The organism is Streptomyces sp. NPDC014801 (assembly GCF_043082085.1).
Lineage (GTDB): Bacteria > Actinomycetota > Actinomycetes > Streptomycetales > Streptomycetaceae > Streptomyces.
In genome coordinates, this window is record NZ_JBIBXG010000011.1 from 74,216 (window position 1) to 94,146 (window position 19,931).

A 19,931-nucleotide genomic window follows, 5' to 3' on the forward strand; every position below is an offset into this window, starting at 1 on the left:
GAGAGCGGCCGGGCGCGCGGAGACGGGCGGGGCACGCGGTGGCGGCGGGCGTGGAGGCCGTACGGGGGAAGGTGACGCGTGGCCGATGAGTTTCGCCGTTCCGGCCGGTCGACACTGATGACCGCGTTCCGCGCCGCTTTTTCGCCCCAGGAGGTGTCGCATGACCACCGACGGATTCACCACGTGTCTCTGGTTCGACGGCCAGGCCGAGGAGGCCGCCCACTACTACGTGTCGATCTTCAAGAACTCCAGCATCGGCCGGATCGGCCGCTACACCGAGGCCGGGCCGGGCCCCGCCGGCTCGGTGATCGCCGTCGACTTCACGGCCAACGGCCAGAAGTTCGTCGCCCTCAACGGCGGACCGCAGTTCACCTTCAGCGAGGCGATCTCCTTCCAGATCTTCTGCGACAGCCAGGAGGAGGTCGACCACTACTGGACCAAGCTCACCGACAACGGCGGCGAGCCGGGGCCCTGCGGCTGGCTGAAGGACAAGTACGGGGTGTCCTGGCAGGTCATCCCGAACGGGCTGATCGACATGATCAGCGACCCGGACCAGGAGAAGGCGGCCCGCACGATGAAGGCCATGATGGCCATGGGCAAGCTCGACAAGGCCGCACTGGAGAAGGCCTACGCCGGCCAGGAGTGAGGCGGCGGGGGCGCCGCTCGCCGAGCCGCCGCCCCCCGCCGCCCCGGCTCACACCCGGTCGGCGGCGATCAGCAGGTACTGGAAGCTGCCGTTGCGGTAGGCGTCGAGGAACGTGTCCTCGATGCCCGTCACCAGGTGCTCCGCCTGCCGGCGCAGCTCCCAGTACGGGATCGTGGCCTGCGTCAGGTCCTCGACGTGCACCGGTACCAGCCGGTTGCGGGCCATCGCCCGGAAGTACTCCGACCTCGGATGGATGTCGCAGATGTAGTGGGCGTTGATCAGGGACACCTCGCGGGAGGCCTGCCCGTAGGTGTCGTTGTAGCAGCCGGTGATGACCACGTACCGGCCGCCGCGGCGCAGCAGCCGCGCGTGCTCGGCGAACAGCAGGTCCAGCTCGACGTACATCGTCGACTCGTTGTTCCAGGACGCCGCGTACGCCCCCGTCGGCAGCCCCGTGTCGAGCATGTTGCGGTGGTGGTAGCGCACCTTGCCGTCGATGCCCCGCTTGCGGGCCTGCGCGTTGGCGAACTCGGCCTGCTTGGCGGAGATCGTCACCCCGTCGGCGTGGCAGCCGTGGCGCAGGTGCGCGGTGACACTGCCGCCGCCGCGCCCGCAGCCGGCGTCGAAGACCCGGTCGGCGGGGGTGAGCGGACCCAGGTGGGAGGCGAGGAGCTCGGCCTGGGCGTGTTCCAGGCGGTGCAGTTCCGCGGTGATCCGTTCCTGGCGCAGGTCCGGGTCGCTCTCGTCGAGCACCGAGAAGTCGGCCGCGCCGATGCCGTAGTGGTGGTGGTAGAGGTCGTCGATCCGTCCGAGTTCGAGGTTGACCGGATTCTCCTCGGCGTTCCAGTACTCCGCCACGCGGTTCTGGTACGTCGACTGGGTCGGCACCGAGGCGGTGCCGGTGTCGGATGCGGTGGCCAACGATGACTCCTAGTGGTGCGTCTGACACGGGGTCAGCGAGCGGGCGTTACCAGTAGTTCGGCAGGGAGTAGCGGTGGGTGTTGGTGGCGTGCCAGGCGTGGTTGCCGGCGACCCAGTCGTCCAGGCCCTGGGCGTAGCGCTCCACGAGCGGGCTGAGGGCCGACAGCACGGCGGACTCCTCCTCGAACGCCGTCATGATCTCGTTGTGGATCTCCACGGCCCGCAGATAGGCGTTCTTCAGCCCGCACCGCTCGTTCGCGGCGATCACCTGCGGCAGGTTGAGATGGGTGGGGTCGGCGGCCAGCTCCTTGGTGAAGGAGTACAGGTCGTTGACGAGGGTGGTGGCGTTGCAGGCCAGCGCGGTGACCCGCTGCACCTCGGGGCGGGCGTAGAGCTGCTCGGGCAGTTCGTAGCCGTCCACCGCGTCGACGATCGACAGACACGGACGGAAGTTGTTGAACTGCCGCATCACCAGGTACTCCCACACGCGCGGGCGGTGCCGGGTGTGCGCCCAGGACGCCTCCGCCAGGTAGCCCAGGTGCAGCCGGGCGATGTCGTGCACGAACCGGTCGGTCTGGCTGGGGGTGGCGAAGGCGGCGAAGTCCTTCATCGCCTCGTGGTAGGAGCGCAGCGGTCCGTCGGCCTCCATGCCCCGCAGCCACTGCGCCTGGGTCGTGGGGGTGCCGTGGAAGGGGTCGAGTGCCGACTGGGCGAGGACCAGCCGGCCGCCGAGGCGGCCGCGGGAGGCGCCCCGGCCCTCGTCCTCCTCGCAGTAGCACGAGTCGACGAGGTTCTCGGCCAGCAGCAGCTTCCCGGCGACGGTGAGGCGCTCCAGGTCGGCGGCGCGCGGATGCTGCAGGACCACCGCGCGGCCGAACTGGAACCCGGCGAAGTCCCCGTTCCAGGCGGGCGGGAACAGCTCCAGGCGGCGCGCCCACTCCTCGAGCCGGCGGTCCACCTCGGCCACCTTCGCCGGGTCGGCGGGGGCGACGGGCCGGTGTTTCAGGCCGGGGATCGGCCCGCCGCGCCGGGCGCGCACGGAGCGGGCGAGGCTGGGCGGCCCCGGCGGGACGAAGGAGGTGGCCTCGGCGTCCGTGTCCTCGGCGTCGGGGGGTGTGCTCATCGGGTCCTCCGCGCGGTCAGTCGGCCGTCCGGCCGATCTGGACGTTCTCCAGGATTCCGGCCGCGTCCGGGACGAGGATGGCCATCGAGTAGTAGGCGGTGACGAGGTAGCTGATGATCGCGGCGGTGTCGATGCCCATGAACCGCACGTTCAGGCCGGGCTGGTACTCCTCCGGGATGCCCGTCTGGTAGAGGCCGACCACGCCTTGATCCTTCTCGCCGGTGCGCAGCGCGATGATGCTGCTGGTGTGGTGCTCGGTGACCGGGATCTTGTTGCAGGGGAAGATGGGCACCCCGCGCCAGGCCGGGATCTCGTGTCCGTCCACGTTCGCCGTGCCCGGCACCAGGCCCCGCCGGTTGCACTGGCGGAAGAACGCGGCGATCGCCTTGGGGTGGGCGAGGAAGAGCTTGGTCTTGCGCCGCATCGACAGCAGCTCGTCCATGTCGTCGGGGGTCGGCGGGCCGGTGAAGGTGCTCACGCGCTGGCTGTAGTCGATGTTGTGCAGCAGGCCGAACTCCCGGTTGTTGACCAGTTCCCACTCCTGCCGCTCGCGGATCTCCTCCACGGTGAGCCGCAGCTGCTGCTCGGTCTGGTCCATCGGGTCGTTGTAGAGGTCGGCGACCCGGGTGTGCACCCGCAGCACGGTTTGCGTGAGCGACAACTCGTACTCGCGCGGGGAGAGTTCGTAGTCGACGAAGCCGGCCGACAGGGTCGGCTCACCGGTGTGGCCGGCCTGCACCGGCACGTCGGCCTCGCCCTTGCGGTTCATCGGCCGGCTCTGCCGCTCGGCGTAGGCGGCCAGATGGGCCGCGAGCGAGGGCGCCCGCCGCTGGAACTCGGTGAGCACGTCCCAGGGCAGCGCGAGCACGGTCCCGGAGGTCTCCGCCCGCACCGAGGTCAGCCACAGCGGGTCGGCCCGCCCGACGGCCTCGTCGCCTAGCCCGTCGCCGTCGGTGACGACCCCGACGACCTCCTCCTCGCCGTACTTGCCGGGCACGAACCGGGTGAAGCGGCCGTGTGCGATCAGGTAGGCCTCGGTGACCGGCTGGCCGGCCTCGAACAGCACCTGCCCGGCCCGCACCTCGCGCACCTGGAAGCGGGAGGCGATCTGCGTCAGCACGTCGAGGTCGGCGTAGCCGCGCAGCACGGGCAGTTCGGTGAGGGTGGCGGGGACGACCCGGACGTCGTCGGCGCCGTTCTGCTCGAACCGCACCCGGCCCCGGCCGGTGCGCAGCTGGAGCCGCCGGTTGACCCGGTAGGCGCCGCCCTTGACGTCGACCCAGGGCAACCTCCGCAGCAGCCACCGGGAGCTGATGGCCTGCATCTGGGGTGGGGTCTTGGTGGTGGTGGTGAGCTGCCGTGCGGCCTCGGTGCCGAGGGACGTGAGCTGTCCGTCGGCCCGGGGCTCGGCGACGGGTTCGTCGGTGGCGGGACCGGTGGTGCTTTCCGGTGCGGACACTTTCCCCTCCCGGGAGGTGAACTGCGGTGTGCCGGCCGGTCGGCGGCGGCCGGCGGGCCTGCGCGGATCCAGCCAACCGGTGCGGCGGGCGCACCGGTACGGCGTGCGGGGGGCGGTTTGCGTCCGGAGAGGCGCAAACATCGGGTCGAGGCCTAGGGCGCACGCAGCGCGCCGCCGCACGCCGGAGGGCGGCGCTCCGGATAAGGGGTGCGCCTGTGCGACGGCACCCGGAAGAGATCGTTCGCCAGTACGGCGACGCCGAACGAAATCGTCCACCTGCACGGCCCACCGGTGCCGCCCACCTGTACGGCCCCGAGGAACGGCTCGCTCGCGCAGGGCGGCGGCGGTACGCCGCTCGGACGGATCCCGGCGAGGGAAGGCACCCGCCCGCTCCCGTGCCCGCAGCCGCACGTTCGGCGCGCGGGGGAGCGCGGGGGTGGCTAGCGTGAGGAACCGTGACGAACCCCACCGGACCGGAAGAGGGCCGCGATCATGGCCGTATCACCTGAGGGAACCCCCTGCTGGGCCGACGCGATGTTCGGCGACGTGGAGGCAGCCAAGAGCTTCTACGGCGACGTCCTCGGCTGGACCTTCGGCGAAGCGTCGTCGGAGTACGGCAACTACACCCAGGCCTACGTGGACGGCAAGGCGGTCGCCGCGGTCGTGCCGCCCATGCCGGGGCAGGAGGGACAGTCCGCGTGGTGCCTCTACCTCGCCTCCCCGGACGCCGCCGCGACCGCCGCGAAGGTGCGCGAGAACGGCGGCGAGGTGCTGATGGAGCCGATGCAGGTCGGCGAGTTCGGCACCATGGTCCTCGCCCGCGAGCCCAGCGGGGCCGTGTTCGGCGTGTGGCAGGGCGGCACCCATGAGGGATTCGAGGCGTCGCCGCAGCAGCCCGGCGCGTACTGCTGGGCGGAGGTGTTCACCCGCGAGCCGGAGAAGACCGACGCGTTCCTCAGCGCCGTCTTCCCCTACCGGGTCAAGGAGCTCAAGGACGACGCGGTCGACTACCGCATGTTCGACGTCGGCGAGGACACCGTCCTCGGCCGGATGAAGATGGGCGACGAGTTCCCGCCGGAGGTGCCCTCGTACGTCAACGTCTACTTCAACGTGGCCAACTGCGACGAGGCCGTCGAGAAGGCCACCAAGCGCGGCGGCGTACTGCGCTTCGGCCCCATGGACAGCCCCTTCGGGCGGTTCGCCGCGCTCAGCGACCCGCAGGGCGCGAACTTCTCGGTGATCGACATCAGCACCACCACGGGCGAGATGCCGCAGACCGGGGACGTCTCCTAGACCTGCCGACCTGCCGACCTGCCGACCTGCCGACCTGCCGACCCCGCCGTCCGCCCCCCCGCCCGGCGTGCGTGCCCCGGGATCCGGCCGGGCGGGGGGCGAGGACGGGCGCATGGCATGATCGGGCGCATGCGTGAACGTGTGGTGGCGGCCTGCGACGGGGCGTCGAAAGGGAACCCCGGACCGGCGGCCTGGGCCTGGGTGGTGGCCGACGACGCGGAGGCTCCGGCCCGCTGGGAGGCCGGCCCGCTCGGCCGGGCGACCAACAACGTGGCCGAGCTGACCGCCCTGGAGCGGCTGCTGGCGGCCACCGACCCCGGTGTGCCGCTGGAGGTCCGCATGGACTCCCAGTACGCGATGAAGGCGGTCACCACCTGGCTGCCCGGCTGGAAGCGCAACGGCTGGAAGACCGCGGCGGGCAAGCCCGTCGCCAACCAGGAACTGGTCGTGCGCATCGACGAACTGCTGACCGGCCGCGAGGTGGAGTTCCGCTACGTGCCGGCCCACCAGGTCGACGGCGACCCGCTCAACGACTTCGCCGACCGGGCCGCCAGCCAGGCGGCGAGCGTCCAGCAGGCCGCGGGCAGCGACCTCGGCTCGCCCGAGCCGCCGGCCGCGCCCGACACCCCGTCCGCCGGCGGGCCGCGCCGCCGCACCGGCGGCGGGAAGCCCGCGCGGGCCGGCAAGAGCACCTCGTCGTCGCGCACGATCAAGGCGAAGTTCCCCGGCCGCTGCGTGTGCGGCCGCTCCTACGCGGCCGGCGAGCAGATCGCCAAGAACGCCCAGGGCTGGGGCCACCCGGAGTGCCGCACCGCGGCGGCCGGCTGACCGACCGGTCCCACCGGTCCCACCGGTCCCACCGGCCCGACCGTTCCGGTCAGTCCGTGTCGAAGGCGTAGTGGGCCGTGTGGTCGAGCAGCGCCGCGGGGGTCGTGTCGTTCCACGGCTTCATCGGCTCGTCGCGGTCCACCACGTCCGGCGTCCCGCCCGCCGGCAGGTAACCGGCGTCCGGGTGCCGGCGCTGCCACTCGGCCCACAGCTTGTCGACGAAGGCGTGGTGCAGCCAGAACACCGGATCGTTGGGGGAGACCCCGGTGGCCATGTGGCCGCCGACCCACACATGCACCCGGTTGTGCAGGTTCACCCCGCGCCAGCCCTCCAGATGGTTGCGGAAACCGTCCGACCCGCTGTTCCACGGCGCCCGGTCGTACACCGGCATCGCCAGCACCGACTCCACCTCCGCCCGCGTCGGCAGCTCGCGCGTGCCCGCCCCGAGGGCGCGCCGCAGAAAGGCGCGGCTGTCCACCCGGACGGTGATCGGCCAGTTCCCGCCCGCCGCGGCGAACGGCCCGTCCGTCACCCGGCCGTCCAGGCTGCGGCCGGTGCCGCCGAGGAAGTCCGGCGCCCACAGCGCCGCCCGGGGCGTGCGGTCGGTCGTCCAGTCCCAGTACGGCAGCGCCACGCCCGCGTCCACCGACTGCAGCGCCCGCTCGAACTCCAGCAGGAATCTGCGGTGCCAGGGCAGGAAGGACGGCGAACGGTGGCCGGTGCGCTCGCCGTTGTCGGTGTCGGCGACGATGAACGCGTTGTGCGTGGTCACGAACGCGTCGTAACGGCCGCTGCGCTTCAGCTCCAGCACGGCGGCGACGAACCGCCGTTTCTCCTCGGCGGTCAGGGTGGCCTGGTTCTTGCGGACGGTCATCGGTTCAGGGCTCCGGGGTGGTCGGGTGCGGAGGGTGGGGCGGCGGGGTCGACAGGGCCGGCGGGGCCGACGGGTTCAGCCGGCTCGGCCGGTTCGGCGGGTCGGGCTTTTTCGGCCGGCCGCCGGGCGGGTGGGCCGGTCCGGTCAGCCGGCCGGGAAGGGGAGCAGCCGGGCGCCCTGCAGTTCGTCCACGGCGGCGCGGGCCGCGTCGCGCGGGGTCGGCACCGGGGCGTAGTGGCCGACGACGCTGATCCAGCTGCCGTCGGCGTTGCGCATCACGTGCAGTTCCACCCCGTCGACGAAGACGGCGTAGCCGCCGCCGTGGTGGTGCCCGGACCCGGCGGCGGGCCCGCCCTGTATCCGGCGGCCCCGGTACACCTCGTCGAACGGCTCCGGCGAGCCGTGCGGACGGTCGCCGTGCGCAGCGCCGTCCGGATGCGGCCGGCCGGCGGCGGTGGCGGACGGGGCGGCGACGGCCGTGGCGGTCGTGGCGGTCGCGGCGAGGGCGGCGGCGCCGCCGAGCGCACGACGACGGCTGAGTTCCGGCATGCGGACCTCCGGGAATGCGGTGATCGAAAAGGACTCCGCATGCCTATCGGGCCGCCGGGCGCACGCACGAACAGTTGGCCGTGATCCGGACAAGTGCCCACATGTCGTACGGCGTTGAATCAAGTCGATCTTGCTGTGCGCGACGGCCCGGCGGGTGCGGAACGGGCAATTCCTTCTTCCGGGACCGCTGTTCCGCGAGGTAACTTCCCGGGCTCCCGGGGCGGGCGTGGCGCGGCTCACCCTCCGGATCCGACGCAAAGCGGACCGTCGCGGCTGCTACCCTGCGCTGTCAAGCGAACGCTATGGGTCATTTCTCAAGAGGTGCGCGTGAAGGTCGCCATCGTCGGCGGCGGGCCCGCCGGGCTCTATCTGTCGATCCTGCTCGCACGGCAGGACCCCACCCACGACATCACCGTCCACGAGCGCAACGCGGAGGGCTCCACCTACGGCTGGGGCGTCACGTACTGGCGCGCACTGCTCGACCGGCTCCACGCGCAGGACCCCGAGTCCGCGCGGGCCGTCGAGGAGAGCTCCGTGCGCTGGAGCGAGGGCGTCGCCCATGTGCGGGACCGGCTCACCCGGCAGCCCGGCGACGTGGGCCACGGCATCGGCCGCCACCGGCTGCTGGAGATCCTCGCCGGCCGCGCCCGTGAGCTGGGCGTACGGCTGGAGTTCGGATCCGAGGTGCGCGCCGACGACCTGCCCGGGGCGGACCTGGTGGTGGCGGCCGACGGCGTGCACAGCGCACTGCGCACCCGGCACGCCGGCCACTTCGGTTCCCACCTCGCGGAGGGCCGCAACCGCTACGTCTGGCTCGGCACCACCCGCGTCTTCGACTCGTTCACCTTCGCCTTCGTGGAGACCGGGCACGGCTGGATCTGGTGCTACGGCTACCCCTACGACGCCGGCCACAGCACCTGCGTCATCGAGTGCGCACCCGAGACCTTCACCGGTCTCGGCCTCGACCGTCAGGGCGAACCCGACCGCCTCGCCCTGCTGGAGAAGCTGTTCGCGCACGTCCTGGACGGCCACCCGCTCGCCGGCCGGCCCGCGGGCGACGGCGGCAGCCCCTGGGCGACCTTCCGCACCCTCACCAACCGCACCTGGCACCGCGGCAACCTCGTCCTGCTCGGCGACGCCGCCCACACCACCCATTACTCCATCGGGGCCGGTACCACCCTCGCCCTGGAGGACGCCATCGCCCTCGCCGACGCCCTGCACGCGCACGCGGACCTCCCGCAGGCGCTCGCCGCCTACGAACGCACCCGCAGGCAGGCCCTGCTGCCCGCGCAGAGCGCCGCCCGCCACAGCGCCCGCTGGTACGAGAACCTTCCGCGCTATCTGCAGCTGCCGCCGGAGCAGATGTTCGCGCTGCTCGGCCAGCGCCACTCGCCGCTGCTGCCGTACGTCCCGCCCCAGCTGTACTACCGGCTCGACAGGGCGGCGGGCCGGGTGGAGGCGCTGCGCCGCCTCAAGCGCTGGCTCGGCCCCAGGCTCGCCCGCGGCGTACCGGCGCGGGAGGCGGCGGCGAAACCGGCGCGGGAGCCGGCGGCGAACCGGCCGGACTGAGAAAAGCCTCGGAAAAGAGTGGAGGGTGAATTCCCATTCACCGGCTATGGTGAATGGGAATTCACCCTGTCCCCGCTCTCGACCGTTCCGGCCGTCCGGCCGCTGGAGTGCCCATGGCGTCGCCCGTACCGATATCCCGGCCGAACGGTCTACGGGGCCGGCTCACCATCCCCGTGCTCGCCTTCGGCGGCATCCTCATGGCCGTCATGCAGACCGTCGTCGTGCCCCTGCTGCCGGACCTGCCCCGGCTCACCGGCGCCTCGCCCGGCGCCGTGTCCTGGACGGTCACCGCGACCCTGCTGTCGGGCGCCGTCCTCACACCGGTCCTCGGCCGGGCCGGCGACATGTACGGCAAGCGGCGCGTGCTCACGGGGGCGCTCGCGCTGATGACCGTCGGCTCGGTGATGTGCGCGCTCTCCTCGGACATCGGCGTGCTCATCACCGCGCGCGCCCTGCAGGGGGCCGCCGCCTCCGTCGTACCGCTGTCCATCAGCATCCTGCGCGACGAACTGCCGCCCGAGCGGCGCGGCTCCGCCGTCGCCCTGATGAGCTCCACCGTGGGCATCGGCGCCGCGCTGGGCCTGCCGCTGGCCGCGCTCGTCGTGCAGTACGCCGACTGGCACACCATGTTCTGGCTGACCAGCGCGCTGGGCGCGGTGGGCGTGACGGCCGTGTGGTGGGCGGTCGAGGAGTCGCCGGTGCGCGAGCCGGGCCGCTTCGACGCGCTCGGAGCGCTCGGCCTCGCCGCGGGCCTGGTCTGCCTGCTGCTCGGGGTCTCCCAGGGCGGGCAGTGGGGCTGGACGAGCCCGCGGATCACCGGCCTGTTCGCCGGGGCGGCCGTCGTGCTCGCGCTGTGGTGGTGGCACCAGCTGCGCGCCGTGAGCCCCCTGGTCGACCTGCGTCTCGCCGTGCGCCCCCGCGTCGGCCTGTCCCATCTGGCCGCCGTGCTCACCGGCTTCGCGTTCTACGCCAACTCCCTGGTCACCGCCCAGCTGGTGCAGGCCCCGAAGGCCACCGGGTACGGCCTGCAGCTGTCGATCGTCGCGACCGGTCTGTGCCTGCTGCCCGGCGGCGTGACCATGCTGCTGCTGTCGCCCGTCTCGGCCCGCATCTCCGCCGCGCGCGGACCGCGGATCACCCTCGCGCTGGGCGCCGCCGTGATCGCCTGCGGCTACGCGCTCCGCATCGCCGACAGCCGTGACCTGTGGATGATCGTCCTGGGCGCGACGGTGGTGGCGACCGGCACCACGCTCGCCTACTCGGCGCTGCCCACGCTGATCCTGCGGGCCGTGCCGGCGGGGCAGACCGCCTCGGCCAACGGCGTGAACGTCCTGATGCGTACCATCGGCCAGGCGGTCTCCAGCGCCGCCGTGGCCGCGGTGCTCGTCCACCACAGCAGTCCGGTCGCCGGAGTGCCGGTGCCGACCCTGCACGGCTACCTGCTGGCCTTCGCGATGGCGGGCGCCGTCGCCCTCGCCGCCTGCGCGGCGGCCCTGTCCATCCCGGGCGACGCGGCGTCCGCCGGGGCACGCCGGCCCGAGGACCCGGCCCGGGCCGACCGCGACCAGGCGGCGGCGGGAACATGAGGGAGTGAACAGGTCATCCCACGACACGGCGGCGGACGCGACGGACACGGCGGCGGGCCCGCCGGATCCGGCTGACACGGCTGCTGAGGCCGATACGGCGGGCGGGGCGGACCGGGGCGCCGCCGCCCCGGCCCGCCGTGACGCCGAGACGACCCGGGCGGACATCCTCCGCGCCGCCCGGTACCTGCTGGCCCGGCACCCGCACGCCGACATCACCCTCAAGGCCGTCGCCGAACGGGCCGGGGTGAGCGCGCCGCTGGTGCTGAAGTACTTCGGCAACAAGGACGCCCTCTTCGCCCGGGTGATGTCCTTCGCGAGCGACGCGGAGGCCCTGCTCGACGCCCCGCTCGACGACCTCGGCCGGCACATGGTCCGGCACGTCCTGGTCAGCCAGCGCGAGCAGGGCGCCGACCCGATCCTGCGGATCGTCTTCGCGCCCCTGCACGGCGAGCACGGCGAGGTCCTGCGCGCCAACTTCCGCGGCCAGGTCACCGCGCGGCTCGCCGCCCGCCTGACCGGCCCCGACGCGGCCCTGCGCGCCGAACTCGCCGTCGCCACCGTGCTCGGTCTCGGAGTGATGGTCGGCATCGCCCGCGGCGACGAGGTGCGCGCGATGCCGGTCGACGACCTCGTCGAACGGTACGGGCCGACCGTGCAGGCGCAGCTCACGCCATAGCGCCCGGACGGCTTTGGTGAGGGTGGTGGCGAGGCCGGTGCGGGTGGCTTCGAGGCGTCCGGCGGATCCGCGCTGTCCGCCCCGGGCGCCTCCGAGACGTCAGGAGCAGCCCGTTCCGCCGTGTCCCGCCGGCCGGTGACACACTGACGCCATGGAAGAGCGCGAATTCCCCAGGTCCGGTCAGCACGCGTCCGTCATCGGTCTCGGCACCTGGCAGCTGGGTGCCGACTGGGGCGAGGTCGACGACAAGGAAGCCCTGACGGTGCTGGAGGCGGCCGCCGAGTCCGGCGTGACCTTCTTCGACACCGCCGACGTCTACGGCGACGGACGCAGCGAGTCCACCATCGCCACGTTCCTCAGCAGCCGCCCCGACCTGCACGTCGAGGTCGCCACGAAGATGGGCCGCCGCGTCGAGCAGATCCCCCAGAACTACGTCCTCGACAATTTCCGCGCCTGGAACGACCGTTCCCGCCGCAACCTCGGCGTGGACCGCATCGACCTGGTGCAGCTGCACTGCCCGCCCACCCCCGTCTACTCCTCCGACGAGGTCTTCGACGCCCTCGACACCCTGGTCGAGGAGGAGCGCATCGCCGCCTACGGCGTCAGCGTGGAGACCTGCGCCGAGGCGCTGACGGCGATCGCCCGGCCGAACGTGGCCAGCGTGCAGATCATCCTCAACCCGTTCCGTATGAAGCCCCTGCGCGAGGTGCTCCCGGCGGCCCGGGAGGCGGGCGTCGGGATCATCGCGCGCGTGCCGCTGGCGTCCGGCCTGCTGTCGGGCAAGTACACCAAGGACACCGTCTTCCCGGCGAACGACCACCGCACCTACAACCGGCACGGCGAGTCCTTCGACCAGGGCGAGACCTTCTCCGGCGTGGACTACACCACCGGCGTGGAGGCCGCCGCCGAGTTCGCCGCCCTCGCCCCCGAGGGATACACCCCGGCCCAGCTCGCCCTGCGCTGGATCGTCCAGCAGCCGGGCGTCACCACGGTGATCCCGGGCGCCCGGTCGCCCGAGCAGGCCCGCGCCAACGCGGCCGCGGCCCGGCTGCCCGAGCTGTCGCAGGAGACCCTCGCGGCGATCCGCGACCTGTACGACCGGCGCATCCGGGAGCAGGTCGAACACCGCTGGTAGGCCGCACGACCCCAGCCGCCCCGGCCCCGGCACGCTCCGGCCCCGCCTCGGTCCGCCCCGTTCCGTACCGTCCGGACAAGTCCGCCGTTCACGGGGTACTCGCTGAAGGAACGTCGTTCAGAGGTTTCCAGCGGGAGGAATGGTGGCGGTCGCCGAAGAGGGGCCTGTCCGGCGCCGGGGGCGCAACGAGACCGAGGAGGAGCGGGCCGACCGGATGTGGGTCGAGCTGATCCAGGAGGTGCGGGTCGCTCAGACCGGTGTGCAGATCCTCTTCGGCTTCCTGCTGACCGTGGTGTTCACACCCAAGTACGAGCAGCTGCAGAGCGCCGACCAGGCCATCTACATCGTGACCGTGGTGCTGGGCGCGTGCGCGACCGGGGCGCTGATAGGGCCGGTGTCCCTGCACCGCCTGGTCGCCGGCCGCCGGGTGAAACCGCAGGCGGTGCGCTGGGCGTCCCGGCTGACCTTCGTCGGGCTGGTCCTGCTGCTCGCCGCCATGACGTGCTCGCTGCTGCTGATCCTGCGGGTGGCGACCCACGACAGCTACGTCCCCTACCTGGTGTCCGCGGTGGTCGCCTGGTACGTGATGTGCTGGTTCGTGCTGCCGCTGTGGACCCGCCGCCGGTACACCTCACGCTGAGCCGGCGTGCGGGCCACGGCCCCAGGCACGGAAAGGGGCCCCTCTGCGTACGCACGGAGAGGGGCCCCTCTCAGGGCCTCACGCACTGGGCCGGGGCGGTCACGGCCCCACGGAGAGCTGGGCGAGGAAGTCGTCGACACGCACCTCCTCGCGCCCCGGCGGCACCAGCTGCCAGGTTCTGCGCAGGAACGCGGAGACGGCGGGGGCCCAGGCGTAGACGACGGCATGGTGACGCCCGCCGTCCGGGTGGGCGTCACCGAGGAACTCCATGCGCAGTTCGTCCCACAGCCCCGCGTCGGCCGGGCGCAGCCGGACGTCCCCGATGCCGACGGGCCGCCGCAGCCCCTCGCCGAGCATCTCGCGGTCGAGTTGCCACCGGGCCAGCACCCGGCCCCGGTGGCTGAACACGGCTGTGACGACGAAGGGATCGGCCGTGTCGTAGCTCAGATGGGCGAGCACGGCGAAACGGTCCGTGTCGCCCGCCTGCAGTTCCACCACCAGGGTCGTGTGCGCGAAGGAGTCCACCAGCACAGGCCTTCCGAAAGAATGAACGGGAGCTCACCCCTGGTACCCCGCCTGCGCCGTTGATGCTCAGCCGGCCGGGTGATTTCCGCGGCCGGAGCGCAGGGCCGTGAGGCAGGAGCCGATCGCCTGCTGCAGTTCCTCCAGTCGGCGCAGCATGTCGTCCTCGTAGAAGTCCTCGAGGTCGTCGGCGTCGTCGAAGGTCAGCTCCTCGAAGACCCGGGTGGCCCGCTGCAGGCTGCTGTAGAACTTCTGCCGCCGCTCCCGCACCCGCAGATCAGGGTCGGCCTCCACGGTCTCGACGACGAGCCCCTTCATCGTGTCGTACGCCTCGCTCGCCCACTCCGCGGCATCCTCGCCCTCGTCCAGCTCGTCGAGCAGGGACAGGTGCCGCTCCGCTTCCTGGCGCACCTCGGCGGGCGCCTCCACGGTCTGCCCAGCGGGCGTCCTGATCTGCCCGGACTCGGCGATCTGCCGCACATAGCCGATGCGGTCGGCGGAACGGCTCTCGGACGCGACCGCCTTCTTCAGGTCGTCGGTGCGCACCACGTCACGGGCGAGCGCGGCCTGCAGCTCCGGGTCCTCGCGCACCCGGTCCAGCAGCGCCTGCTGGGCGGCGCGGGCGGTGGAGGGGTCGGCGAGGATCGCGGCGCGCAGCGCGGTGGGGTTCTCGGCCACCTCCAGCGCCTTGGTCGGCCGGATGCCCTCCGCCGCGGCGGCCTCGACGATGGCGGTGCCCCGCTCGGAGGCGGCGCTGGTGCGCGCGGTGTAGTACGTCAGCCAGACGTCGGCGTCCGGCAGGTCCACCTCCTGCCCGGGGCGCAGCGCCTCGAAGTGCGGGACGAGGCCGTCGTCGGCGGCCCGGTCCCACGCCTTGTAGTAGCGCAGCACCCGCTCCGGCGAGCACCCCGCCAGCTCGGCGAACTCCTTCGCGCTCACCTTCGGCGTCTCCTGCGCGCTCTGCCCGCCGGGCCGCACGCTGCGCGCCACCATCAGCGCGAACGCCCAGCCCCCGGTCCTCGCGTACGTCCCGAACTCGCGTGCGTCACGGGCGACGAGGTCGTCGAGGGCGGAGGCCGAGCCGGGGAGCGGGGCGGGGGCGGGCTCGGGGGCGGCGGGCGGCTCGGACGGGGCGATCGCGTGGGTCACCGGGACACTCCAAGGGGGCAAGGCCGACGGTTTGTGCAGACCGGCAGCCTATATCCCTCATTGGCCCGCTTGTACGGACCTGCCCCTGCCGTCCCGGGCGCGCGGCCCGCCGTACGCGCCGGGCGCGGGCGGCGTGGGTGCCGGCGCTCAGGCGAACGCGTCGCGCAGCGCCGGCAGCAGCGTCTTCTCCGACCAGTCCAGGAAGGGCGCCTGCGCGTCTCCGCCGATCTGCACCAGCGCGATCTCGGTGAACCCGGCCTCGGCGTACGGCCGTACGGCGTCCACAAAGGCCTCCGGGTCGTCGCCGCACGGGATCGACTCGGCGACGTCGTCCGGTGTGACGAACTGGGTCGCCGCCTCGAAGGAGTCCGGGTGCGGCAGCTCGGAGTTCACCTTCCAGCCGCTGCCGAACCAGCGGAACTGGGCGTGCGCCCGCTTGATCGCGGTGTCCCGGTCGGTGTCGTAGCAGACGGGCAGCTGCCCGACCCGCGGCTTGCCCTGCCCGCCGTGCCGGTCGAACGCCTCCAGCAGGCCCGCCTTGGGCTCCGTCGCGATGACCAGGTCGGCCAGCCGGCCCGCCAGGGCGCACGAGCGCTCGCCGGACACCGCGATGCCGATCGGCGGCGGCTGCTCGGGGACGTCCCACAGCCGCGCCGACTCCACGTCGAAGTGCGTACCGCGGTGGTTGACGTGACCACCCTGGAACAGCTCGCGGATGATCTCCACGGCCTCCTCGAGCATTTCGTGCCGGACGTCCACGGAAGGCCAGCCGCCGCCCACCACATGCTCGTTGAGGTTCTCGCCGGAGCCGAGCCCCAGCCGGAACCGGCCCTCGGACAGCAACTGCAGCGTGGCCGCCTTCTGCGCCACGACCGCCGGGTGGTAGCGGAAGGTCGGGCACGTCACGTACGTCATGAGCGGGATCCGCTCGGTCGCCTGCGCGGCGGCGCCCAGCACACTCCACGCGTACGGCGCGTGACCCTGCGAGCGCAGCCACGGGAAGTAGTGGTCGGACGTCACGGAGAAGTCGAAGCCCGCCTGCTCGGCGCGCACCACGTGGTCGACCAGCTCACGGGGGCCGGCCTGCTCGGTCATCATCGTGTATCCGATTTGCACCATGGGTGCCGAGTCCCCGTGGGGCCGGAAGTGAAAACGGCGCACTGCGCGTCACCGCCCGGCCACCATGCGCGGGGCGCCGGTGGCCGGAACTCGCCCTCGCCCGTGCGCCGCCGCACCGGGCAGGATGCGGTGCATGAGCGCACGCCCCCTGCCCACCTCGGCCCCCGCCGCCCAAGGTGTCGACGCCGCCGGCATCGAGGCCTTCCTCGACGCCCTGGACGCCGCCCCCGGCATCGAGCCGCACAGCCTGCTGGTGCTGCGGCACGGCCGCCTCGTCGCCTCCGGGTGGTGGGCGCCGTACACCCCGGACCGCCGGCAGCTGCTGTACTCGCTCAGCAAGAGCTTCACCGGTACGGCCGCCGGGCTCGCCGCGGGGGAGGGGCTGCTGCGGCTGGACGACCCGGTGCTGTCCCACTTCCCGGAGTTCGCCGACGAGATCACCGATCCACGGGTGCGCGCGCTGCGGGTGCGGCATGTGGCGTCCATGGCCAGCGGGCATGTCGCCGAGACCCTGGACCGGGCGCGCGCCCTGGACCCGGACGACCTGCTGCACGGATTCCTGCGCGTGCCGCCCGAGCGCGAACCGGGCACGGTGTTCGCCTACAACCAGCCCGCCACCTTCACCCTCGGCGCGATCGTGCAGCGGGTGACGGGCCGGACGCTCACGGCGTATCTGCGCTCGCGCCTGTTCGACCCGCTCGGCATCGGCGAGGTGGCCTGGGCGCGCGACCGCCACGGCCGGGAGCTGGGCTTCAGCGGGCTGCACGCCACCTCCGACGCCATCGCCCGGCTCGGGCAGCTGTATCTGGACGGCGGGGGCTGGGAGGGCCGGCAGGTGCTGCCCGCGGAGTGGGTCGCCGAGGCGACCCGCGCGCACGTCCCGACCGCGGGCGCCATGGCCGGCGGCGACTGGGATCTCGGCTACGGGCTGCAGTTCTGGATGTCCCGGCACGGCTACCGCGGCGACGGCGCCTACGGGCAGTTCTGCCTGGTGCTGCCGGAGCAGGACGCGGTGGTCGCCCTGACCTCGCAGACCGTGCGGATGCAGGCGGTCCTCGACCTGGTCTGGGAGCATCTGCTGCCCGCGTTCCGGCCCGCGCCGCTGGAGGGGCGCGAGCGAGCCGACGCGGCCCTGCGCGAGCGCCTCGCCGGCCTGGCGCTCCCCCCGGCCGCCGGCAAACCGGCGCCGCCGGAGCGGGCCGACGCCTGGGACGGCGCCCGGTTCACGCCGGCCGGCGGGAGCAGCGCCGGCCGACCGGGACTGACCACGGTGTCCGCGGCGGGCGGCGAGGACGGCTGGACGCTGACGCTGACCGAGGACGGGCACGCGCTGCCGCTCCGGCTCGGGGAGGGCGGCTGGGCCGTCGCCGAGGAGCCGCTGCCGACGGCCGTCAGCGGCGGCTGGACCGACGCCGGCACCCTCGCCGTGGACATCGCCTTCCTCGAGACCCCGCACTCGCTCCGCGTGACCTGCTCCCTCCCGGACCGCACGTTCACCGCCGACTGGAACACGGTCCCCTTGATGCCGGCACCCCTGCGCGCGCTCCGGGCCCCGAGCGTGTGACCCCGGCCCGGCAACCGTCCAGGCCCATCCGGCCCTGCGGCCAACGCCTCCGGCTCGGACCGTCGCCAGCCCGCCGCCCCCGGCTCGGGCCGTGCCCGGCTCGCTGCCCCGGTTCGCCGTCCTCGGCTCGTGCCATGCCTGGCCCGCTGACCCCGGCTCGCGCCGCTCCCGGCCCACTGTCCTCGGCTCGCGCCGTGCCGGGTCCGCTGTCCCTGGCTCGGGCCGTGCCCGGCCCGGAGTGCGGCCGCCGGCTCTAATCCGGCCGGAAGGACCGCAGGAAGACGTTCTGGGCCCGGCTCCGGGCGGGGGTGTTCCAGTCCGCCGCCGGTTCCGGCCGTGCCGGGCCCTCCGCACTCGGTTCGGGCCGTGCCGGGCCATCCGCACTCGGCTCCGGGCCGTCCCCGGACTGCCGTCCCCGGCCCGGGCCGCCCAGGGCCCGCCGTCCCCGGCTCGGGCCGTCCCCGGCCCGGAGGGCGGCCGCCCGCTCTAGTCCGGTCGGAAGGTCCGCAGGAAGACGTCCTGGGTCTGGCTTCGGGCGGGGGTGGCCCAGTCCGCTGCCGGTGCGGTGAAGCGCAGGGAGAAGCCTCTCCCGCCGCCCAGCACGACACCGCGTCCGAATGTGCGGAGCCGTGTGCCGTCGGCCGTCGTCGCCAGCCACTCCATGTCGGCGGCCGGCCGCCCCTGGTAGGTCGTCGCCCGGATCCCGCCCACCCGCCGGTAGGCGTCCGTCACCGTCCGCAGCCGGGGTTCCACGTCGTCCCGCCAGACCGCGACCGGGTCGGCGCCCACGCGCTCGCTGTAGGTCACCGCCAGCGTGCGCGGATCGTCCGCCGCGCCGAAGAGCACCCGGTACGCCCCGTCCTGCCCCGGGAACGTCCGCAGCCGCGCCCAGCCGTCCGGCAGCGCCACCGAGAAGCCCTCCGGCGCCCGGTACAGCCGGAAGCCGGACGGCAGCCCCGGGGCGGGCGACCCCGACGGTCGCGGTGCGGGCGTGCCCGACGGTCGCGGTGGGGAGGTCGTACCGGTCGCCGTGGGGGAGGGGAGAGGCGGCCGCGCGGTGTCGCGGACGGTCCCGTCATGGCGCAGGGCGACGGCAGCGACCGCCGCCACGACGACCGCGGCCGCCAGCGCGGTGCCCACCAGCGGCCACCGCCCGCGCCACACGGGCGCCGCGTGGCAGGCCGCGGTGTACGCCCGGCGCAGCCGGGGCGCGGGCACGGCGGGCACGACGGCCTCGGGGTCCTCGTGCAGCACCCGCATCAGCACCTCGCGCACCACAGGACGGGGCAGCCGCTCCCGGGAGTCCTTGCGCAGCAGCCCCTGCACCACCCGGGTCAGCGGACCGGAGCGCACCGGGGTCCGCAGCGGCAGCCGGTCCACGGCCTTCAGCGTGGCCTCCGGCCGGTCGCGCTCCCTGAACGGCGGCCGGCCCTCGACCATCGTGTACAGCAGCGCCCCGAGCGCCCACAGGTCGGCGGCCGGACCGATCCGCTCGTCCCGTGCCTGCTCGGGCGAGGCGTACGACGGTGCCGCGACGCGCGGCGCGAGGGTCGCGCCGGCCAGCCCGAAGCCCGTGACCGCGACGGGGCCGCGGTCGCGCACCAGCACCTGACCGGGGCTCAGCTCACCGTGGGTGATGCCCTGCTCGTGCGCGGCGTCCAGCACGTCCAGCAGGTCCAGCGCGATACGGGCCGCCCGCACCGGGTGCAGGGGGCCCTCCTGGGTGAGGAGTTCGCCGAGCGGGGTGCCCTCGGTCCACTCCGTGACCGTCCACAGCGCGCCCTCCTCGCACACCGCGTCGACGACGGCGGGGACGCGGCCCGGGCACAGCCGGCCGAGTGTCTCCGCGGTGCGCAGGATGCGCCCGGTGGCGCGGCGGGCCTGCACCCGCTCGGCCTCGTCCGTCCCGGCGGCGGGCAGTCCGGTCCGGGTGAGCAGGCGGGGCTGCCCGGCCGCCACGTCCTCGCCGTACCAGCAGACGCGGTTGGTCTCCTCGTGGACCACGTCGAGGAGCCGGTACCGTCCGGCGACCAACGCGTGCGTGGAGCCGTGCGCCTCGACCATGGCCATCCCTCGCTGAACCCCCGGTCCGCCTCTTTCCCTCAGGTACGGCGGCCGGGACGAGGTGCGTTCAACGGGGCGGGGATTCCTGTCCTTCGTTCAAAAGGGCGCCGGCGGACAGGCGGTGCGGGGCGCGGGGATCCGCCCCGACCCAGGGGGGAGTGGGCCGGGGCGGAGTCTGGTGCTGCCCCTCAAGACGCCGGATCGGCGGGCGGGG

General features: G+C 73.6%; 17 protein-coding genes and 1 pseudogene. 9 read left to right on the forward strand and 9 right to left on the reverse strand.

What is annotated here, in order from left to right:
* Positions 1-160: 160 nt before the first annotated feature.
* Positions 161-646: a VOC family protein gene (locus ACF1AL_RS26205; protein WP_391705676.1), complete on the forward strand. Its 486-nt coding sequence runs from the start codon at positions 161-163 to the stop codon at positions 644-646.
* Positions 647-694: 48 nt separating this feature from the next.
* Here ACF1AL_RS26205 and ACF1AL_RS26210 read toward each other — a convergent pair whose 3' ends face one another.
* The 3 genes and pseudogenes from ACF1AL_RS26210 to ACF1AL_RS26220 form a co-directional block, all read right to left on the reverse strand.
* Positions 695-1,567, reverse strand: coding sequence for a geranyl diphosphate 2-C-methyltransferase (locus tag ACF1AL_RS26210; RefSeq protein ID WP_391778296.1), 873 nt, complete (start codon positions 1,565-1,567; stop codon positions 695-697).
* Between the two features lie 46 nt (positions 1,568-1,613).
* A pseudogene (locus ACF1AL_RS26215) lies at positions 1,614-2,741 on the reverse strand (family 2 encapsulin nanocompartment cargo protein terpene cyclase); the annotation flags it as partial.
* Complete coding sequence (locus ACF1AL_RS26220) at positions 2,707-4,149, reverse strand: family 2B encapsulin nanocompartment shell protein (RefSeq protein ID WP_391705679.1); 1,443 nt, start codon at positions 4,147-4,149, stop codon at positions 2,707-2,709. The pseudogene ACF1AL_RS26215 and the gene ACF1AL_RS26220, both read right to left, overlap by 35 nt.
* Positions 4,150-4,641: 492 nt before the next feature.
* On the opposite strand from ACF1AL_RS26220, the gene ACF1AL_RS26225 reads away from it, so the two are divergent.
* Both ACF1AL_RS26225 and ACF1AL_RS26230 read left to right on the forward strand, forming a co-directional pair.
* Complete coding sequence (locus ACF1AL_RS26225; RefSeq protein ID WP_391827643.1) at positions 4,642-5,442, forward strand: VOC family protein; 801 nt, start codon at positions 4,642-4,644, stop codon at positions 5,440-5,442.
* A gap of 117 nt (positions 5,443-5,559) precedes the next feature.
* The gene (locus ACF1AL_RS26230) at positions 5,560-6,270 is read left to right on the forward strand and encodes a ribonuclease H (RefSeq protein WP_366839823.1); all 711 of its coding nucleotides are present in this window, start codon (positions 5,560-5,562) and stop codon (positions 6,268-6,270) included.
* Between the two features lie 49 nt (positions 6,271-6,319).
* Here the strand turns inward: ACF1AL_RS26230 and ACF1AL_RS26235 are convergent, their stop codons facing one another.
* Positions 6,320-7,144: a tyrosinase family protein gene (locus ACF1AL_RS26235; RefSeq protein WP_391661280.1), complete on the reverse strand. Its 825-nt coding sequence runs from the start codon at positions 7,142-7,144 to the stop codon at positions 6,320-6,322.
* A gap of 144 nt (positions 7,145-7,288) precedes the next feature.
* Positions 7,289-7,693, reverse strand: a complete 405-nt coding sequence (locus tag ACF1AL_RS26240; RefSeq protein WP_391705691.1) for a tyrosinase cofactor — start codon at positions 7,691-7,693, stop codon at positions 7,289-7,291.
* Positions 7,694-8,020: 327 nt separating this feature from the next.
* Between ACF1AL_RS26240 and ACF1AL_RS26245 the strand changes: the two genes are divergently transcribed.
* From ACF1AL_RS26245 to ACF1AL_RS26265, 5 genes are all read left to right on the forward strand, one after another.
* Complete coding sequence (locus ACF1AL_RS26245; protein WP_391778299.1) at positions 8,021-9,262, forward strand: FAD-dependent monooxygenase; 1,242 nt, start codon at positions 8,021-8,023, stop codon at positions 9,260-9,262.
* Between the two features lie 113 nt (positions 9,263-9,375).
* The gene (locus tag ACF1AL_RS26250; protein WP_391827645.1) at positions 9,376-10,848 is read left to right on the forward strand and encodes an MFS transporter; all 1,473 of its coding nucleotides are present in this window, start codon (positions 9,376-9,378) and stop codon (positions 10,846-10,848) included.
* Positions 10,849-10,852: 4 nt separating this feature from the next.
* Positions 10,853-11,524 (forward strand): TetR family transcriptional regulator, encoded by a 672-nt coding sequence (locus tag ACF1AL_RS26255; protein ID WP_391778301.1) that lies wholly within the window; start codon positions 10,853-10,855, stop codon positions 11,522-11,524.
* 151 nt (positions 11,525-11,675) lie between these two features.
* Complete coding sequence (locus ACF1AL_RS26260) at positions 11,676-12,659, forward strand: aldo/keto reductase (RefSeq protein WP_366839817.1); 984 nt, start codon at positions 11,676-11,678, stop codon at positions 12,657-12,659.
* Positions 12,660-12,798: 139 nt separating this feature from the next.
* A complete protein-coding gene (locus tag ACF1AL_RS26265; protein WP_391661275.1) occupies positions 12,799-13,299 on the forward strand; it encodes a DUF6328 family protein in 501 nt (166 codons plus the stop codon).
* Between the two features lie 99 nt (positions 13,300-13,398).
* Here the strand turns inward: ACF1AL_RS26265 and ACF1AL_RS26270 are convergent, their stop codons facing one another.
* The 3 genes from ACF1AL_RS26270 to ACF1AL_RS26280 form a co-directional block, all read right to left on the reverse strand.
* Positions 13,399-13,824, reverse strand: coding sequence for an SsgA family sporulation/cell division regulator (locus tag ACF1AL_RS26270; protein WP_366839890.1), 426 nt, complete (start codon positions 13,822-13,824; stop codon positions 13,399-13,401).
* Positions 13,825-13,890: 66 nt separating this feature from the next.
* Positions 13,891-14,970, reverse strand: a complete 1,080-nt coding sequence (locus tag ACF1AL_RS26275) for a hypothetical protein (protein WP_391705704.1) — start codon at positions 14,968-14,970, stop codon at positions 13,891-13,893.
* Between the two features lie 147 nt (positions 14,971-15,117).
* Positions 15,118-16,089: an LLM class F420-dependent oxidoreductase gene (locus ACF1AL_RS26280; protein WP_391820224.1), complete on the reverse strand. Its 972-nt coding sequence runs from the start codon at positions 16,087-16,089 to the stop codon at positions 15,118-15,120.
* Positions 16,090-16,222: 133 nt separating this feature from the next.
* Here ACF1AL_RS26280 and ACF1AL_RS26285 point away from each other — a divergent pair, with 133 nt between their 5' ends.
* Positions 16,223-17,653: a serine hydrolase domain-containing protein gene (locus ACF1AL_RS26285; RefSeq protein WP_391827647.1), complete on the forward strand. Its 1,431-nt coding sequence runs from the start codon at positions 16,223-16,225 to the stop codon at positions 17,651-17,653.
* Positions 17,654-18,139: 486 nt separating this feature from the next.
* On the opposite strand, the gene ACF1AL_RS26290 is transcribed toward ACF1AL_RS26285, so the two are convergent.
* Positions 18,140-19,723 (reverse strand): protein kinase, encoded by a 1,584-nt coding sequence (locus ACF1AL_RS26290; RefSeq protein WP_391827649.1) that lies wholly within the window; start codon positions 19,721-19,723, stop codon positions 18,140-18,142.
* Positions 19,724-19,931: the final 208 nt, after the last annotated feature.